The following is a 16,813-nucleotide window of genomic DNA, read 5'->3' as shown; positions in this document are numbered from 1 at the left end:
GGCGTGCCTGGAGGACCATTCGGTCGAGCTGTTGCTCCTAAAACGGTCACAATCAGTTATGAAAAACTTAATCTGGGTTGTGTGGCTGATATGGCCTGCTTCGTTACAAGCGCAATCGCATCGGTCAATGGCAAAATGGCCTGTTTCGCTGGTTACCGAGCGGCCCGTCCGGGTGCTTTTTGATCAGCCTTATTCGAGTGCGCTGCTAAAACTGCCCGCCGGTCAATCACTCACCGGAATCTACTTACTGGCCGATGGCGATACGCTGTTGCTTCGCCCCGAACCGCACAGCGACGTCGGCACCACATCGGGCCTGTGTGTGTTTCGGAAGCCCGTCAGGTACGTTACCCTGCTGGCTACCGAAACCGCCTGTCCATCGGCTGAATTAATCACCCTCTACGTGCCGCCGCTGCCCGCCGGGTACGTGGCGACGCAGGTACGTGCCGCCCGCGCGGGTGCTGCCGACTGCGATAAGCCGACGGTTGTGTCGGCCTCGGTATGGCGAAAAGGGCTGGCCCCCCCCAAAGAACCACCAACCCCGAACAAGGTGCAGTTTGTCATTGTGCACCACTCCGCCACCAGCAACACCGCGACCAATTACCTGGAAGAGGTGCGTAACATTTACCTGCAACACACGACCGTGAACGGCTGGAACGACGTGGGCTACAACTTTCTGCTGGGCCGCGATGGGGTGATCTACGAGGGCCGCGACGGGCAGGGTGTGCTGGATGGTGATAACGTACTGGGCGCTCATTTTTGCAGCACCAACACCGGCACGATGGGCATTTGTATGCTTGGTAATTACAACGACGTACAACCCAGCGATACCGCGCTCGCGGCCATCGACCGGCTGATTGGCTGGAAGCTGCGGAAAGAAGGGCTGGAACCCGTCGGGCAGGCACTGCACGCCAGCTCAAACAAGGTGCTGAATCGGATTGCGGGCCATCGCGACGGTGTTTGCGCGACCGAATGCCCCGGCAATAACCTGTATGCCCGGCTGGGGGCCGAGCGGCTGGCAGTGGGGCAGTTGTGTTCGTTTACATCGGTGGTGGGCGTAACGCCGCTGGCTACCGAACCTACTGCCGATTGGGTAGTTTACCCGAACCCCGCCGACGGGCCACTAACGGTGCAGCACCGGACCACGACCCCCGAACAGGTCCGGTTCGACTGGATCGACGGGCAGGGGCGGAGTTGGGCAGGGCGGGTTATCCAACTGACGCTCAGTAGCTGGCGCGTTGAGCTGCCGGTGGGCCTCAAACAGCCGGTATGGCTGCTTCGCTGCACCGATGGGAACCAGCAGATTGTCCGGAAAGTACTACGCACGGATACCGACTAAATCGAAGCGTAGACTAATTGGATGCCCATGTCCCTTTTTTGTTACTCGACATTGCGCTGCAACTGTACAGCCCGTTTATTTGTCTTGTAACCCTGTTCTGACCACTTTGTGAAAAAGCGATCTATACTCACCATTCTTGGCTTGTGCGTTGCGTTGTCTATGGCTGTTCGGGCGCAGGTTCCGTTCGGAAAGCCGCGCCCGGCCACACCCGGCGACATTCAACTAGGCATTAAACGGCTGGCCGTACTGGGCAGTGTGCTGTACATCGCTGCCCACCCCGACGATGAAAACACCCTACTGCTCACGTACCTGCACAACGAGCGCAACCTGCGCACCGCCTACCTGTCGCTGACCCGGGGCGACGGTGGCCAAAACCTGATCGGCCCCGAACAGGGCGAAAACATCGGAGTGATACGTACCCAGGAATTGCTGGCTGCTCGCCGGATCGACGGACCCGAGCAGTTGTTTTCCCGCGCCTACGACTTTGGCTTTTCCAAATCGACCGACGAAGCCGTGAAGACCTGGGGGCGCGATCAGGTGCTCAGCGACATCGTGCTGCTGATCCGTAAGTTCCGGCCCGATGTGATCATCACGCGCTTCCCGCCCGATCCCCGCGCCGGTCACGGCCACCATAGTGCGTCGGGTTTTCTGGCCGAAGAAGCTTTTAAGCTGTCGAATGATCCCCGCGCTTACCCCGAACAACTGCGCTACATAAAACCCTGGCAGGCCAAACGGCTCTTCTGGAATGCCTTCACGCCCGGTCGCTTTCAGTCGAACGAGAAGCCGAGCGAAAGCGGTACGTTGCTGGGTCTCGAAACAGGCCTGTACAATCCGCTGTTGGGGAAATCGTATGGTGAACTGGCGGCCGAAAGCCGGAGTCAGCACAAGAGTCAGGGCTTTGGCGTGGGTGCCAACCGGGGCGCTCGTATGGATTACCTGCTGCTGAAAGGTGGCGACAAACCCCAGGTCGACCTTGTGGAAGGCATCGATATGAGTTGGAACCGGGTGTCCAACTCCGAGCGGGTGCAGGAACTGATCTACCAGCTGAATTCGCAATTTGTGCCCGCCCAGCCAACGAGCATTGTCCCGACGCTCGTAACGCTCCACCGCGAAATTAGCCAGCTCGATACCACTCAACTCTATGTCCGTACCAAACGGCAGGAAGTGGAGACCCTCCTTCAGCAATGCCTCGGGCTGGTGTTTGAGGCGCTCCCTCTCGACTACGTAGGCACACCCGGCGGCACCATCGACATTCGACTGACGGGCCTGGGCCGTACCAATTTTCCGGTAAAACTCACGCGCCTCTGTCTACCACAAATCGGCCGCGACACGGCCATGGCGATGCCGTTGAAGGCCAACGAACAGCATCTGTTTACGATGTCGGCCAAGTTGCCCACAAACCTGCGGCCCTCACAACCCTACTGGCTCGAAAAGCCCATCGAGCGGGGCCTGTTTAACGTGACCGATCAACGGCTGATTGGCCTGCCCGAAAACCCACCTGCCCTTACGGCCGAATTTACGGTGGAGATCGAAGGTCTGTCGTTTACGTTCACGCGCCCGTGGCTCTACAAATACACCGACCCGGTTGAGGGTGAGCTGTACCGCTCATTTGAGGTGCGCCCCGTGGTATCGATCAATCTGCCCGAACGGGTGTATGCGTTCGCCGATAACCAGGCCAAAACGGTGGAGGTGCTGGTAAAAGCCAACCGGCCCAACGTGAGCGGCACGGTATCGGTCGACGTACCCACGGGCTGGCGCATTTCGCCCAATTCGGAAACCTTTACGCTCGCCGACAAATACCAGGAGCAACGCTTCACGTTTTCGCTCACGCCCATGAGCAGCACGGCTCCCGACGGTCGGCTGCGGGTGAGCGCACAAACGCCGGGCGGGCGGGTCACCACCGGCCTCCGCACCATCAGTTATCCGCACATTCCGCCGCAGTCGTTGTTTCCGCCCGCCGAAGCCAAAGTGGAGCGGCTCAACATTGTGGTGAAAGCCAAAAACATCGGCTACATCGCGGGGGCTGGCGACGACGTACCGGCCGCCCTCCGGCAAATGGGCTGTACCGTGACCATGCTCGATGAAGCCGAACTGAGTAAAGATCTGTCTCGCTTCGACGCCATCGTGGTGGGTGTGCGGGCTTATAATACTGAAGATCGGCTTCGGTTCAACCAGGACAAGCTGATGAGCTACGTGCAGCGCGGTGGTACGTTGGTGGTGCAATACGCCACGCCCGGCGGCGGTGGCGTCACGCAGTCGGGCCTGAAGGTTAATCAGATTGGGCCGTTTCCGTTTACGGTGGGCCGCGACCGGGTTGCCGAAGAAGATGCTGCCGTAACGATGCTCAACCCCGGCCACGTGCTGCTCAATCGCCCGAACAAAATCACGGATGACGATTTCAAAGGCTGGATTCAGGAACGTGGCCTCTACTTCGCCCAGGATTACGATCGCTCGTACGAATCGCTTTTCTCGATGAATGATGCCGGCGAATCGCCTAAACTTGGTAGCCTGATCTACGCCAACTACGGCCGCGGCCATTTCATCTACACAGGGCTGGCCTTTTTCCGGCAATTGCCCAACGGCGTTCCCGGTGCCTATCGCCTGTTTGCCAACCTGATTTCGGCAGGAGCGAAAAAATAAGCCTGGTTAGCCATAACACAGACATAGGCCGAGGGCCACCGAGATGAACTGAGAACTGACTTCTTTGTGCATCTCGGTGGCCCTCGGCCTATCTCTGTGTTACAGCTAACTTTCTACAATCCTTACCTGGCGCTCACCTCACCGAATAGCTCGTTCAGCCAGTCGCAGTAGGGTTTGATGAGTTGGCAACCACGCACCACTTCGTCAGCAAAATTGGCTTTTAGCACTTCTTTGTCGGTGTAGCGGTGCATGAAAAAGAGCTGTTTTCGCTTGAGTAAGTCAATGTCGGGGTGGTCGGCCGAGTAGCCTTTCGGGGCAGTTTTGGTGGTTTCACCCCAGACATCGGGGAAATACGCCCGGAACGTGGGATTGTCAATGATCTGTTTCAGCGAATCCACATTGTAGTCGATCTCCTGCCTGAACTGCGCCAGTTGAGCGGGCGTTGCCTGCCACATCCCTGCCCCCAGAAACGACTCGTTGCCCGGCTGAATGTGCAGGTAATAATCGATCTGCCCGGAATGCCGGCCACCGGGCCCGACGGCTATGGCAAAATTGGGTTTGTAGGGCGCCTTGTCTTTCGAAAACCGGATGTCGCGGTTGATCCGGAAGATACAGTCTTTGGGGGCGGTATTGGGCAAGGGCTGAAAGGCCGAAACGCCCTGAATCAGGCGGATGGTAAGTCCTTCAACTTCGGCTTTGGCGGCGTTGTAGCGCGCCCGATTGGCCTGAAACCAGTCTCGATTGTTGTTTTGGACCAGTTCGGTCAGGAAGGTAAGCGTGGGGGGCGTAATGGCCGTGGGGGTGTTGTTCGCTGTTCGCATCGGGCAAAAATACGCCCTTTCCGATTCGTTCAGCGCCAATAAACCAGCCAGATCAGCAGGCCGGTCAGGTAGAAGAGGGGACAACGCCGAAACAGCACCCGAATGAGCCGCCTGCTCGCCGCCGCATCCAGAACGGCGACCCGACGAGCCACAGTAAACAGATGGTATACGGTCTTTTGCATGCGGTAAGCTAGGAAGCCGCTGGCAATCAGGTATGCTCCCTTTAAGGAACGGTCTTCTGATTTGATGAAACGGTGGTTTCGACGGATAAACTGATGCCGCTGCGCGGCCCGGACTGAACCCACCCGGTACATGAGGTGGTTAAGTCGGAGGAGGATTCGTATTTTTGTGTCCCGATTTCTTCACAACCTATGCAACGCGTTTATTTCGATAATGCCGCCACCACCCGGCTTGACCCGGCTGTGCTGGAAGCTATGCTGCCCCTGATGCAGGACAATTTTGGTAATCCGTCGTCCATCCATGGACACGGGCGTGTGGTCCGGTCGGCCATCGAAAAGGCGCGTAAAACGGTAGCATCGCTGCTCAACGCAGCCCCTGCCGAAATCGTTTTCACCTCGGGCGGTACCGAGGCCGATAATATGGCGATTACCGGGAGTATCGACACGTACGGGCTCACGCACGCCATCACCTCGCCGCTGGAGCACCATGCCGTGCTGCACACGCTGCAACATCTGGCCCATGCGGGTAAGATCAAACTCGATCTGGTGGAGGTTGATGCCCACGGCCGCATCAACTACGATCACCTGGAAGCCCTGTTACAGACCGGGGCCGCCATGGGGGGGACGCTGGTATCGCTGATGCACGGTAATAATGAAATCGGAAACCTGCTCGACATGGGCCGCGTGGGTACGTTGCGGAAGCAATACAACGCGGTCTGGCACTGCGACACCGTGCAGACAATGGGCCATTATCGCCACAATGTGCAGGAACTTAACGTTGATTTCCTGGTAGGTGCCGCCCACAAATTTCACGGCCCCAAAGGCGTAGGGTTCCTCTACGCCCGGCCAACGGACCGTAAGCCCATTCAGCCGTTTATTCATGGTGGTTCGCAGGAGCGTAACCGGCGGGGAGGCACCGAAAACGTTTATGGCATCGTGGGCCTCGCCAAAGCGCTGGAAATCGCTTATGCCGAGATGGAGGCGCATCGCCGCCACATCGAAAGCCTGAAACAGCGCATGATCGATCAGCTTCGCGCTCAGTTCGACGAGCGTGCTGGTGGCCCCGTGCTGTTCAATGGTGATTCGGCCGATCTGGACAAGAGTCTGTACACCGTGCTGAGCGTCAGCCTGCCGCCTTCCGATATCAACGACATGCTGCTGTTCAACCTCGACATTGCCGGTATTTCGGTGTCGGGAGGATCGGCCTGTTCGAGCGGCACCGATGTGGGCTCACACGTGTTGAACGCGCTGCCCGGCATCGACCCGAACCGGGCCAACGTGCGGTTTTCGTTCGGCAAATACAATACCATTGAGGAGGTTGACTACGCCGTTGCCAAAGTAGCCGAGTTGTATGCGGGTGTGAACGTATAAACGGAAACGAACGTACCTGACCCGACCAAACAACCCCTTGACCTTTCTACAGCATGGCGCTACAGACGACGGTAAAAATCAGTAACGTAACCAATTTAAGCGATGCCCGCTACTGCGCGGGAATGGGCGTCGATCTGCTCGGCTTTTCGATGGATGCCGAATCCCCCGACTACGTCGACCCGACGCGTTTTCATGAGATGCGTGGCTGGGTAGCGGGTGTTCATATCGTGGGCGAAACGCAGAGCGACGACCCCGAAGTCATTGAACAACTGATGGCGACCTATCAGCCCGACGTGTTGCAGGTGGATGAAGCCGCGCTGTTGCCCTACCTGGGTACGTTCGGTAAGCCCCTCATCCTGCGCGTCGAGTTGAGCGGCACCACGCTGGACCAACTGGATACGCTCGCCAACACCGAACTGCCCGGCATCGACTACCTGCTGCTCGAAAGCCCATCGCCCCTTCATCTCGACGAGGACCTGACAGCTTCGTTGACGCGCCTGTCGCGACGGCATCCCGTGCTGCTGGGCATTGGCATTGCCGCCGACGCCGTTCACGCCCTGCTCGACAACGTACCTGTGGCCGGTATTGCGCTGACGGGTGGAAACGAAGAACGCCCCGGAAGCAAAGACTTCGGGGCGCTCATGGATGTACTGGAAGCGATTGAAGAGGACTAAATAAGAGAGTCTGGAAAGTCTGTAAGAAAAGAAGTCCGGAGTCTGGATAGGCGTTTTGAGGTAAAAGCTTCGCGTAAGCAACACCCAAAACGACTGTCCAGACTCCGGACTTCTTTTTATAAACGACTATCCAGACTACGACTTACGACACCACAATATCTGACTTCTGGTTGTCCCAGGTGACGCGGCGACCGGTCTGGTAAGCTTTTGTGGCCATGATGTTGGCGACCGAGTGGTTGAAACCAACACGGGCTGGGGCATTGGGCTCGTTGCGGCTACGCACGCATTCCATCCAGTTGCGCATATGCAGCGAGGTCATCGGGTCGCCGCCGGTATTGGCACCCGTTTCCATTTTGGCTGCTTCGCCGAGCGACATCGTTGGCAGCAAGTTGGCTTTCATGTTCATCTCTTTGGCGTAGCGCTCCTCCAGACCACCCTCTGGGGTAATCTTGTTGGTGTCGAGGTTGATCATACCCCCGTTTGAGTAGTAGTATTCCTTGGTGCCGCCTGCCTCGTTGTGCATCCGCGACGAGTAGAGCACCTGGAAACCCTTCGCCTTGTCGTTGTCCGGGCCGTAATCGAAAACGGCCGTGAACGTATCGGGGTTGACGCGCCCATCTTTCCAGACGTACACGCCACCGTTGGCCACCACCGACCGGGGATGGTCGTAGCCGCTGAACCAGTGTACCGTATCGATCTGGTGCGACATCCACTGACCCGGAATACCCGACGAATACGGGTAGAACAGCCGGTATTCGAGGTATTTGCGCGGATCCCACGCCTCGGCGGGCCGGTTCATCAGGAAGCGTTTCCAGTCGGTATCTTCCTGCCGGATTTCCGACACCAGTTTGGGCCGGCGCCAGCGACCAGGCTGGTTGACGTTCCAGGTCATTTCTACCATCGATACGTTGCCAAACTTGCCCGATTTGATGTATTCGTTGGCCGCGTGGTAGTTGGGGGCCGATCGCCGCTGCGAACCCACCTGCACAATCTTCTTCGACTTCTCAACGGCTTTCAGTGCCTTTCGAGCATCTTCCATCGATTCGGCGAAGGGCTTTTCCACATACACGTCGCGGCCCGATTCTACCGCTTCGGCGCAATGAATAGCGTGCTGAAAGTCGGCGGTGCTGATGATGACGGCGTCGATGTCTTTGCGATCGAGCAGTTCATCGTTATTGCGGTTCATCGAGAAATTACTGGCGTCCGCCCAGCCTTTGCCCGTCAGGAACGCTTTTGCCTCGTCGCGGCGGCGGCTCCAAAGATCCGACACCCCTACAAAGGCAAAATTCATCTCTTTATAGTGGTTGGAAAAGGCGGGAGCCAGCGATTGCCGGAACCGATCGGAGAAGCCGATAACGCCGACACGTACCCGCTCATTGGCACCCAGAATACGGGCGTAGCTGCTCGCCGAGAAGCTCATGCCCAGGCCGGCGAGTGCCGACGATTTAATAAAATCACGACGGTTTTGCATAGAAGTAGCCCGACGCTCCAGCGCCGGTGTTCGTTAAGGGTTTTACCGAAGCTGGAGCGTCGGTGCTACAACGATTTAATCTTGATGTTACGGAATTCGACGTGATCGCCGTGGTCTTGCAACAGGATGTGCCCTTTGGGGGCTTCGCCAAAACGCCCGTTGCTGTTGTACTGCGGGGCGGCATATTTACTCTTGGCTACCAGTTCACGAAAGGCGTCGCTGCCCCGCTCATACTCAACCACCTTGCTGCCGTTGAGCCAGTGTTCGACATGGTTGCCGCGGACCAGTACCCGGCCATTGTTCCACTGCCCGATCGGATTCACTTTTTTGTCTTTGGCCGTAATCAGGTCATACAGCGAGCCTACAGTGCGGTTACCATCGCGGCCCATCTTGGCGTCGGGGTGGCGTTCATCGTCGAGCACCTGGTATTCGAGACCGAAGGCTGATCCCGCCGGTTTGGGCGACTGCTCGGCCACGAAGTATTTCAGGCCGCTGTTAGCCCCTTCGCTCAATTTGAAGTCGAAACGCAGGTCAAACTGGCTGTACTCATCCGTCGTGACGATGTCGCCGAAGTTTGTCGATTCTGATCCGTCGGTTTTCTGAATCGACAGCGTGCCGTCGCTCACCGTCCAGCCCCGTTGCGGGAAGGTTTCCTTATAAGCCCCGCGCCAGCCTTTCGTGGTCTTGCCGTCGAACAGCAGTTTCCAGCCATCGCGTTGTTCCTGCTTGGTCAGGGTATTGGGCGCATCGGGTGCGGCAGCGGGTTGAACAAGGACTGCCACGGCCAGAGCCGCCAGAGGAACGTATTTTGTTACGTTAAGCATAGTTAAAGTTTGACCTTCAGGGTCTGTGTGATATACTCTTTGTTGGTTTGGGCGCATTGTAGCGCGGTACGTCCCTGATCGGGCACGCCGTCGAGTTCAACGATGCCCCAGCCGTTAAAATTGATGTCGCTCAGGGCCTTGAATACCGCAGGTACGTTCACATTGCCGCGTCCCAGCTCCACGAATTTGTAGGCATTGGGGTCATTGGGCCGGTCGGGCAGGGGCGACTTGGTATCTTTCAGATGCAGCGAGTGCAGGATGTCGCGGTATTGCCGGACGGCCTTTTCGGGTTGGCCACCCCCTTGCCGGTAGTGGGCAATATCGAGCAGGAGCTTGACGGAGCTGGGGTTCATAGCCTGGACGATTACATCGACTTCGGCCGGTGTTTCGCCCAGTTGGTGCATGTGGTTGTGGTAAACGGCCTGCACACCCAGATCGGCCGTTTGTTTGCCAATCTCGTTCATCACCGTGGCGAGCCGCTTCAGTTCGTCGGTGGTGGGCTGCCGATCTTTGGGCCGGGCCGAGTTGGTTAGCTGAATGGCCGACCCACCCAGTGCCTTCACAAACGAGGCGTGGGCTACGTGCTGATCGATAGTACTCTGGTATTTGGCCGGATCGATTTCAACATTACCGCTCGAAAACATAGCGAGCTGTAGGTTATGCTGTTCCAGCAGGGCCCGCAGTTCCGAGGGTTTGGTACGATAAGGCCCGAAGGTATTGGCGCGTAATTGAATGCCCCGATAACCCAGCCCCGACAGATCGGTGATGGCCTGCTGATCGTTACCGCCCCAGGTGATGGCTGAGTAGGCGATCTGTACACCCGACTTGGCTCGTGAGTAGGCGAAGCTGTCGGCACCAGCCCCGATGGCCAGCGCCGACAAACCTGCCAGGGAAAGGAACTGCCTGCGACTGAGGCGTTCCTCTTGATGAGGTTCGGGAATAGTCAGTGCCGGTGACGTTTCGTACACTTGACGCACTAAAGTTATGTTTTTTGCCTGATCTTTCACATAGCATCAAAGAAAGCTATGGATAGTTCCTACTAAACGGAATGGGCAAAATACGAGAAAGCGGTCGATGGCGGCACGGGGTCTATCCAACCTCGGTGCCGTCATCGACCGCTTTCAGCGCGTTAATTATTTCGAAATAATCTTGACGTTGATCTTCTTCTGCGGCTGCTTGCCCAGATCGCCGGGTTTTACGCCGGTGCCCAGTCCGATGGCATCGACCCGCAGGTAGTTGATACCCGCCAAAACCAACTGTTGCTTAACAATATTGGCCCGCTTAAACGATAAGGCTTTGTTGGTCAGGCCGAGACCGGGTGCGTCATTGGCGTAGCCCTGTAATTGCACCTGCATGGTGGGGCGTGCTTTGAGTTGCTGAGCCAGGGTGTTGATCTGTCCCTGCGCGGCGGGTGTGAGACTGACCGAGGCGGGCGCAAAGGTGACGCCAGTTAGCTCAAAAATACGGCCTTTGGGCTGTGTGGCATCGCTCAGGTAGGCTGTAAGCGCCGTGTTGAAAGCGGCATCGCTACCCGCCGACGGCGTGGTGCCGATACCGGTCGCTGTCGTGACCGACGTGGCTGCTGCCGTAGCCGTCGCAGGCCGGGTCGCTGCCGTATCGACAGGAACGGCCAAAGACCGGGCTACCGTGTCTGACTGGGCGGTATCGCTGGACACCAGGGCACCATCCATGCCGGTATCGGTCGAGGCTGAGTGTTGCTGGGTATTTTGCCAGGCGTAATAGCCCAGCCCGCCGAGGGCGGCCAGAATAATCAATCCAATGAGCCACTTGCTGAGCGAGTTGCCTCCATCTTCATCCGGGTCGGGCTCAAACGATACCGTCGATGGCGGAACGGGCCGCGTGGCGGTACCTGCGCTACGGAGGGGGGGCGATTGGGCCACCCGTTTGGCTGGCGTGGCTACCCCCGCTACGATTTGCTGAATCCCTACTTTCTCAACTAGTTGTGGGAACAACCCTTCCGGCACGGCATTGATAAAGGCTTCGCGCTGATCGAAGAGTGATGCTGCCAGCCCATCGGCATCCAGTTTTTTCTCACGTACCTGTTTCCCCAGCACATCGAGCACTACAGCCGCCGTAAGGCCCAGCAGCGAAATGGCCGATGAGTTGCGGATACCGGCGTAGCTGGAAATCATGCTCGCGATGGAGCTTTTCATGGCGGGCAGCAGGCGGCTGATGGCCTCGTTGCCGTTGGTGATGACCGTATGCGTTTGGGTGGCGTCTTTCAGGACGGCGTTCAGATTGGCCGCCAGCGAGCCGTCATACCCACTCTTTTGAAGTTGACTAAACAGTTGATTGACGCCAATCTCGGTGGTGGTGCGTTTGAGTAATCCTCCAAACACAGTGTGTACTAAGCCTTCGACGGCTTTTGTGGTTTTCTCCGCAGGTTCGTCCTCATACAAGGCAATTTTAGCCAGTATTTCAGGGGTCAATACCTCGTTGAATGCACCAAATAATGTCATGATGGTTGGTCAGTGTATACAGTTACGCTGCGAATGCCCTCTTGTCGTTCCCTCTCGATGCTGATCTGCACTGTTCTTGCTGGGACGTTCGGCTGGTGCAAAATGAATTTATGCCGATAAAATTAGCCAGACTTGCCTTTAGCGACAACTGAACCCTCTGATAAATTTAGCGGGTCGTGGGTCGTCGTTGCCCGGCAGGGTGGCTAAGGCGACCTGAGCGAATCAACCGGGTGGCGGCCTGCGGGGGGCACAACAGCGTGCCTTATCGTTTCTGTAACTGTTGCAGGGCCAGTTGATAATCGTCATCAACGGCCCGCAATCGCTGCTGGCAAAAAGCAATGAGTTCGGTTGCCTGCCTGATTTTTCCCGGTAATTCATCCAGCGGAACCGTTTCGTTTTCTATCTCGTCAACGAGTGATGTCAATTGTTCGTATGCTTCCTGATAAGTCATGAGAGGTAATATACGAGTGAATCGTGAAGAACAGTTCGCCACCTTCGCCAACAAACCCCGCCGAGACGGCAGGATAGGGGGATTTGCCTACAAAAAAGGCCCGCAGTAGCAGGCCTCTTGCAATCAGAATAATTTTTCGTTGGGGGGTTTAACGCCTTTCAGCCGGATATACACCGTACACTGCCCCCGGTGGTGAGTCTGATGCTCGAATGCTTTGGCCAACAGCACCTCCCGGCTCATTTCGCGCTGCCCCATTTTCACCGATTCGGCAAGCTGGGCATCGGTCAGGCCTTTGACAGCGTCGATCATGAAGTCGTAGCTGTCCATAACTGCCTTGGTCAGCGCGGCCTTCGTTTTCATATCGTCCATCTTTTCCAGGCTCTTGCCCTGCATCGGGTTGGGTTTGCCACTGACCATCGCCCCAAAATTGTAATTGGCGTTGGCGAGGTGAAGCATCTGCTCGGCAAAGCTGCGGATCTCCGCCGTAGGCTTAAACCCGACGCCGTCTTCGGGCATAGCGTCCAGATACTCTTTGGTGTAGTCTTTGGCCCGCTGCCAGTCGGCGGTAAGCTGGGCGATGGGAGTGATAGGCCGGGCTGCCTGCGCTGCGCCCGTGAGCACGAGGGCCAACACCAATAGGTTGAACCGGATCAGGAGATTTGTTTTCATGAGATTGATATTGAGGGGGTTAAGAATGTAAAGCCGAAAGTAAGGTTTTCCGCCCAATTTTGGGCTTGGTCAAGGGTAAATCCCCCTTAGGTGAGGGGCTCGGTCGATTCCGAAACGGTGAGGTTAACCACGCCGTCGGCCAATTGAGCCTGTACCGCCGCGCCGGGTTCAAACTGCGCGGCACGGGTCAGGATTTTGCCTTGCTGGCTTAGCATAACGTACCCACGGCGCAATACGTTGATGGGGTCGAGGTGGCGCACGGTGGTCGCTTTTTCGGTAAGATCGATGTGGCGGTTGCGCAGGTACGTTTGCGTGCCGTGCCGGAAACGGTCGGTGAGCCATTCTACTTCTTCGCGGGCATTTTGCAGGGCGTTGCGGCTGGCTTCGGCTACCCGATAAGCCATTTGCAGGCAGGTTTCTTCAAAAATCCGGTTTTGCTCGATCAGGAAAGCGGCAGCTTTCGTAGGCGTTTTCACGCTCAGATGGCACAGCATATCGGTAATGCTTACGTTGCGATCGTGCCCGATACCCGCCACAATAGGGTAGGGAAAACTGGCTACGGCCACGCCCATACGCAGGGTGTCGAAAGCGCCAAAATCCAGCTGCGAACCACCGCCTCGCACAATCACGACGCCGTCGTAGGGTACGTCGGTGCGGGCGATCTGTTCAAGTTGAGCGCAGATGGCTTTGTCGGCCCCCTGCCCCTGAATCTGCGTGAGGTATTCGTCGACCACAAACCGATAGCCCCAGGGGTTGTTGGCCAGTTCCTGCCGGAAGTCGCGCCAGCCGTCGGAATTGGGCGCGGTGATGAGGGCAATGCGCTGCCAGACCGACGGGCGGTCGAGCATCTGGTTGGTGGTGATATATTGGCCCTGATCCATCCAGACAAACTGTGAATGATCACGGACGAGCGTGTCGAGCACGGCCTGCCGTTCGCGTTCGAGGTTGCCCAGGGTGTAGGCGTGGTCGATCTGATGCACCTCCAGCCGCAGCCCGTAGGTGGCATGGTAGCTCACCGACACCAGTAGCAGCAACTGAATATTGCGCGCAAACGCCACGCTGGTGGCGGCTTCGAACTGCCGGATGATGGGGTAGTTTTTTCGCCAGATGGCCGCGTCGAGCTTGGCGACGGTTTGGTTGCCTTCGCGCTCCACGAGCGTCAGAAAGCAGTATTGCCGGTCGGGATAGTTTTTGATGTCGCTGGTTTCGGCGACGACCCACATGGCCTTTCCGCCGAAGCTGTCTTCCAGCACGGCATCAATCGTGTAGGCCAGATCGGAGAGGCGGATGGGAGACATAACGTTCAGGATACGGTTTTCAATTTACAGTAGGCAGTTGCAAACCTACTCAGGCGTGGGCCAACTGCCTATTGTAAACTGAAAACTGTATCCTGATTTTAACAGCACCCGCCGCCGTCGTAGAAGTACGTTGACGGTGAGATGAAGATATCATCGCGGCCCAGCGCGGCCAGCGCACCAGCGGTTTTGTCGCAAACCGCCAGGGGCTGGTTGGGTAACAGCACGTGACCTTTGTGGTCGTCGAAATGGTCGTCGTTGCCGAAGTAAATAGCCGTGCGACCGGTGAAAATACAGGGGCCATCGGCAGGCATCGGGTCTTTGATGGCGCAAATCTCGACGCTTTCGATGTAGATCAGCTCATTGGTGGGGTAGTGGTTGGGCGACAGCACCCGGTAGGCCCGCTTGGCACGTACCTCAACGGTGCCGAAACCAATGCCGGTGATCACGTCCAGGTACGTTTGCAACGGCAGTGAGCCCGTCAGGCAGAGTGCCCGCAGGCGATCGTCGTTGCGCAGTTCGTCCGACATGGGCTGTTCGCAGGTGGGGTCCGACATCACAAGCCGGCCGTGGGGCTTCAGCACCCGGTACATCTCCTGCAGGGCCACGCGCAGGTCGTCGGCCTTGAAGATGTTGAACAGGCAATTCTGCGCCGCCACGTCGACGCTATTGTCGGCCACGGGCAGATCGAGGGCGCTGCCCTTGCGAATGTCGATAAACGCGCGCCGGAACCAGTCGTTCTGGGCTTCGGCTTCGATCAGGTTTTCGCCGCAGGCGGTCAGCATTTCGTCGACCACATCTACGCCAATGACTGCCCCCGGCCGACGGCTGAAATAGGCAAACTGGAGCAGCTCCATACCACCGCCGATACCCACATACAACACGGTCGGGTCGTTGACCAGATCGCGCGGGTTAACGGTGCTGCCGCAGCCGTAGTTCATGTCGAGCATCCGCTTCGGCATGTGCAGGCCCGGTAGTTGCCAAACGGGATTGGTGGTGCAGCAAAGGCCAACGTCGGGCGTTTCGGCGGCTTGCTTATAGACGTCGATGGTCGTATCCAGGTAAGACATAGATGGGGCGAAGTAAAAGGCTAAGCCGTCGTGCCGCCGCAGCTCGATCCGGCACCGGCGGTGCAGGCGTAGCAGTGCTCGCTGACGATGATATTCCGTTGGGTAATGGCTTCGGCGTCGAAATCGCGCACGTGGCGGATCGGACTGTTCACGTTCAGGTCGAGCATCTGGTTGAAATCGCAGTCGTAGAGTTGCCCGTCCCAGCCGATCGAAATCGTATTCCGGCACATCACACCCGCCGCTGCTACCGGATTGAACGCGTTGACCAGCTTTTCCATATAGGCGTCGTAGTTGCCCGACGACAGCAGGTAATCGAGGTAGCGACTGACGGGGATGTTGGTGATGGCGTACAGGTCGTTGAAGGTCAGGTCGAATTCGTCGGCCAGTACCCGCTTGAACTGCCGTTTCAGGCCCTCCTGACTACCCGGTAAAAAGGCGCCGTTCGGGTTGTAAACCAGATTCAGCAGCAGGCCGGTGCCTTCTTTACCATACCCTACGGCGTTGAGCATGCGCATGGCCCGGATCGAGTCGGCAAAGACGCCCTGCCCACGCTGCCGGTCGGTTTTGTCGGCATTGTAAAACGGCAACGAACTAACCACCTCGATCTGGTTATCCCGGAAAAACTCGGGCAGGTCGTGGTACTTCGGATTGGCCACGATGATCGTCAGGTTACAGCGCACGATGATGTGGCGACCCTGTTTGCGCAACTCCGTGACAAACCAGCGAAAATCGGGGTTCATTTCGGGCGCTCCACCGGTGAGGTCCACCGTCCGGATATCGGTAGGGGCCAGCGCGTCGAGGCATTGCTGCATCGTTTCGCGGGTCATAATCTCCTTCCGATCGGGGCCGGCGTCGACGTGGCAGTGGCGGCAAACCTGATTGCACATCTTGCCCACATTGATCTGAAAAATGTCGATCTGGGTTGGGCGCAGGGGAAAGAGCCCAAGGGGAGCAAGCTGATCGCGAAACGTAGGTAAGCCTAGTTTGCTAAAGGCATCGCCTTCAATAACATCCAGTTGCGCTGCCGCACTGGCCAGGGTATGGTTGGAAGCTCGGAGTGATTTCATGAAAAAAGGTAGCGCACCGCTCCAGCGGTGTCGATACGCTCAAACAGCACCGCTGGAGCGGTGCGCTACTACATTACATACTCAATTCTTTGGCTTTGTTCATCATCTGAACGCCGTGGACTAGCGAGGCCCCACCACGGATGGCCGCCGCTACGTGAACGGCCTCCATCATTTCGGCTTCCGAACAGCCTTTTTCGAGCGTATCGGACGTGTAGGCATCGATGCAATAGGGGCATTGTACGGTATGAGCCACTGCCAGCGCAATGAGTGATTTCTCGCGGGCTGTCAGGGCGCCTTCCGCAAATACGGACCCGTAATAGCTGAAAAACTTGTCGGCCAGTTCTTTCTGGAACTCACCAATCTTGCCAAACTTCTTCAGATCGGCGGGGTCATAATACGTCTGCATGGAGAAGGACTTTTGGGTATATACGTAAAAAGGGAGAATTGGATGAGGAGAACGGGTGA

At 57.4% G+C, this 16,813-nt stretch carries 16 protein-coding genes; 4 read left to right on the top strand and 12 right to left on the bottom strand.

Going from position 1 to position 16,813, the window contains the following annotated elements; all coding sequences use genetic code 11:
- Window positions 1–58 precede the first annotated feature (58 nt).
- Complete coding sequence (locus tag ACAW74_RS18570; protein WP_370699715.1) at window positions 59–1,336, top strand: N-acetylmuramoyl-L-alanine amidase; 1,278 nt, start codon at window positions 59–61, stop codon at window positions 1,334–1,336.
- Between the two features lie 159 nt (window positions 1,337–1,495).
- A complete protein-coding gene (locus ACAW74_RS18565) occupies window positions 1,496–3,976 on the top strand; it encodes a PIG-L family deacetylase (RefSeq protein WP_370699901.1) in 2,481 nt (826 codons plus the stop codon).
- A gap of 122 nt (window positions 3,977–4,098) precedes the next feature.
- Here ACAW74_RS18565 and ACAW74_RS18560 read toward each other — a convergent pair whose 3' ends face one another.
- Window positions 4,099–4,797, bottom strand: coding sequence for a DUF2461 domain-containing protein (locus ACAW74_RS18560; protein ID WP_370699714.1), 699 nt, complete (start codon window positions 4,795–4,797; stop codon window positions 4,099–4,101).
- Between the two features lie 29 nt (window positions 4,798–4,826).
- Window positions 4,827–4,979 (bottom strand): hypothetical protein, encoded by a 153-nt coding sequence (locus tag ACAW74_RS18555; protein WP_370699713.1) that lies wholly within the window; start codon window positions 4,977–4,979, stop codon window positions 4,827–4,829.
- A gap of 189 nt (window positions 4,980–5,168) precedes the next feature.
- Here ACAW74_RS18555 and ACAW74_RS18550 point away from each other — a divergent pair, with 189 nt between their 5' ends.
- Together ACAW74_RS18550 and trpF are read left to right on the top strand one after the other, a co-directional pair.
- Window positions 5,169–6,347 carry a cysteine desulfurase family protein gene (locus ACAW74_RS18550; RefSeq protein ID WP_370699712.1) on the top strand — a complete coding sequence of 393 codons (1,179 nt, stop codon included), beginning with the start codon at window positions 5,169–5,171 and terminating at the stop codon, window positions 6,345–6,347.
- A 53-nt stretch (window positions 6,348–6,400) separates the two neighbouring features.
- Window positions 6,401–7,021 (top strand): phosphoribosylanthranilate isomerase, encoded by a 621-nt coding sequence (gene trpF / locus ACAW74_RS18545; RefSeq protein ID WP_370699711.1) that lies wholly within the window; start codon window positions 6,401–6,403, stop codon window positions 7,019–7,021.
- Between the two features lie 142 nt (window positions 7,022–7,163).
- Here trpF and ACAW74_RS18540 read toward each other — a convergent pair whose 3' ends face one another.
- From ACAW74_RS18540 to ACAW74_RS18495, 10 genes are all read right to left on the bottom strand, one after another.
- Entirely contained in the window at window positions 7,164–8,492 is a 1,329-nt protein-coding gene (locus ACAW74_RS18540) for a Gfo/Idh/MocA family protein (RefSeq protein ID WP_370699710.1), read from the bottom strand.
- A gap of 65 nt (window positions 8,493–8,557) precedes the next feature.
- The gene (locus ACAW74_RS18535) at window positions 8,558–9,316 is read right to left on the bottom strand and encodes a 3-keto-disaccharide hydrolase (RefSeq protein ID WP_370699709.1); all 759 of its coding nucleotides are present in this window, start codon (window positions 9,314–9,316) and stop codon (window positions 8,558–8,560) included.
- A gap of 2 nt (window positions 9,317–9,318) precedes the next feature.
- Entirely contained in the window at window positions 9,319–10,197 is an 879-nt protein-coding gene (locus ACAW74_RS18530) for a sugar phosphate isomerase/epimerase family protein (protein ID WP_370699900.1), read from the bottom strand.
- 252 nt (window positions 10,198–10,449) lie between these two features.
- Window positions 10,450–11,796, bottom strand: coding sequence for a DUF937 domain-containing protein (locus ACAW74_RS18525; RefSeq protein ID WP_370699708.1), 1,347 nt, complete (start codon window positions 11,794–11,796; stop codon window positions 10,450–10,452).
- Between the two features lie 262 nt (window positions 11,797–12,058).
- Window positions 12,059–12,247 (bottom strand): exodeoxyribonuclease VII small subunit, encoded by a 189-nt coding sequence (gene xseB, locus ACAW74_RS18520; RefSeq protein ID WP_041258143.1) that lies wholly within the window; start codon window positions 12,245–12,247, stop codon window positions 12,059–12,061.
- 123 nt (window positions 12,248–12,370) lie between these two features.
- On the bottom strand, window positions 12,371–12,916 hold the full coding sequence (locus tag ACAW74_RS18515) for a DinB family protein (protein WP_370699707.1): 546 nt from the start codon (window positions 12,914–12,916) through the stop codon (window positions 12,371–12,373).
- Between the two features lie 86 nt (window positions 12,917–13,002).
- Window positions 13,003–14,214, bottom strand: a complete 1,212-nt coding sequence (locus ACAW74_RS18510; protein ID WP_370699706.1) for an exodeoxyribonuclease VII large subunit — start codon at window positions 14,212–14,214, stop codon at window positions 13,003–13,005.
- Window positions 14,215–14,312: 98 nt separating this feature from the next.
- Window positions 14,313–15,281, bottom strand: coding sequence for an arsenosugar biosynthesis arsenite methyltransferase ArsM (gene arsM, locus ACAW74_RS18505; RefSeq protein ID WP_370699705.1), 969 nt, complete (start codon window positions 15,279–15,281; stop codon window positions 14,313–14,315).
- 20 nt (window positions 15,282–15,301) lie between these two features.
- Entirely contained in the window at window positions 15,302–16,348 is a 1,047-nt protein-coding gene (arsS, locus tag ACAW74_RS18500) for an arsenosugar biosynthesis radical SAM (seleno)protein ArsS (RefSeq protein ID WP_370699704.1), read from the bottom strand.
- 73 nt (window positions 16,349–16,421) lie between these two features.
- Complete coding sequence (locus ACAW74_RS18495) at window positions 16,422–16,754, bottom strand: arsenosugar biosynthesis-associated peroxidase-like protein (RefSeq protein ID WP_370699703.1); 333 nt, start codon at window positions 16,752–16,754, stop codon at window positions 16,422–16,424.
- Between the last annotated feature and the right edge of the window lie 59 nt (window positions 16,755–16,813).

The sequence above is a fragment of the Fibrella musci genome (assembly GCF_041321105.1).
Classification (GTDB): domain Bacteria; phylum Bacteroidota; class Bacteroidia; order Cytophagales; family Spirosomataceae; genus Fibrella; species Fibrella musci.
Note: the sequence above shows the minus strand (reverse complement) of the source record. Positions and strands in the feature narration are given on the sequence as shown.

Bases quoted from the DNA above. Each gene is read 5' to 3' on its own strand.
- ACAW74_RS18515 (WP_370699707.1), bottom strand. From the start codon at position 12,916: ATGAAAACAAATCTCCTGATCCGGTTCAACCTATTGGTGTTGGCCCTC.
- trpF (WP_370699711.1), top strand. From the start codon at position 6,401: ATGGCGCTACAGACGACGGTAAAAATCAGTAACGTAACCAATTTAAGC.
- ACAW74_RS18510 (WP_370699706.1), bottom strand. From the start codon at position 14,214: ATGTCTCCCATCCGCCTCTCCGATCTGGCCTACACGATTGATGCCGTG.
- ACAW74_RS18495 (WP_370699703.1), bottom strand. From the start codon at position 16,754: ATGCAGACGTATTATGACCCCGCCGATCTGAAGAAGTTTGGCAAGATT.
- xseB (WP_041258143.1), bottom strand. From the start codon at position 12,247: ATGACTTATCAGGAAGCATACGAACAATTGACATCACTCGTTGACGAG.
- ACAW74_RS18525 (WP_370699708.1), bottom strand. From the start codon at position 11,796: ATGACATTATTTGGTGCATTCAACGAGGTATTGACCCCTGAAATACTG.
- ACAW74_RS18570 (WP_370699715.1), top strand. From the start codon at position 59: ATGAAAAACTTAATCTGGGTTGTGTGGCTGATATGGCCTGCTTCGTTA.
- arsM (WP_370699705.1), bottom strand. From the start codon at position 15,281: ATGTCTTACCTGGATACGACCATCGACGTCTATAAGCAAGCCGCCGAA.
- ACAW74_RS18560 (WP_370699714.1), bottom strand. From the start codon at position 4,797: ATGCGAACAGCGAACAACACCCCCACGGCCATTACGCCCCCCACGCTT.
- ACAW74_RS18555 (WP_370699713.1), bottom strand. From the start codon at position 4,979: ATGCAAAAGACCGTATACCATCTGTTTACTGTGGCTCGTCGGGTCGCC.
- ACAW74_RS18535 (WP_370699709.1), bottom strand. From the start codon at position 9,316: ATGCTTAACGTAACAAAATACGTTCCTCTGGCGGCTCTGGCCGTGGCA.
- ACAW74_RS18550 (WP_370699712.1), top strand. From the start codon at position 5,169: ATGCAACGCGTTTATTTCGATAATGCCGCCACCACCCGGCTTGACCCG.
- arsS (WP_370699704.1), bottom strand. From the start codon at position 16,348: ATGAAATCACTCCGAGCTTCCAACCATACCCTGGCCAGTGCGGCAGCG.
- ACAW74_RS18540 (WP_370699710.1), bottom strand. From the start codon at position 8,492: ATGCAAAACCGTCGTGATTTTATTAAATCGTCGGCACTCGCCGGCCTG.
- ACAW74_RS18565 (WP_370699901.1), top strand. From the start codon at position 1,496: ATGGCTGTTCGGGCGCAGGTTCCGTTCGGAAAGCCGCGCCCGGCCACA.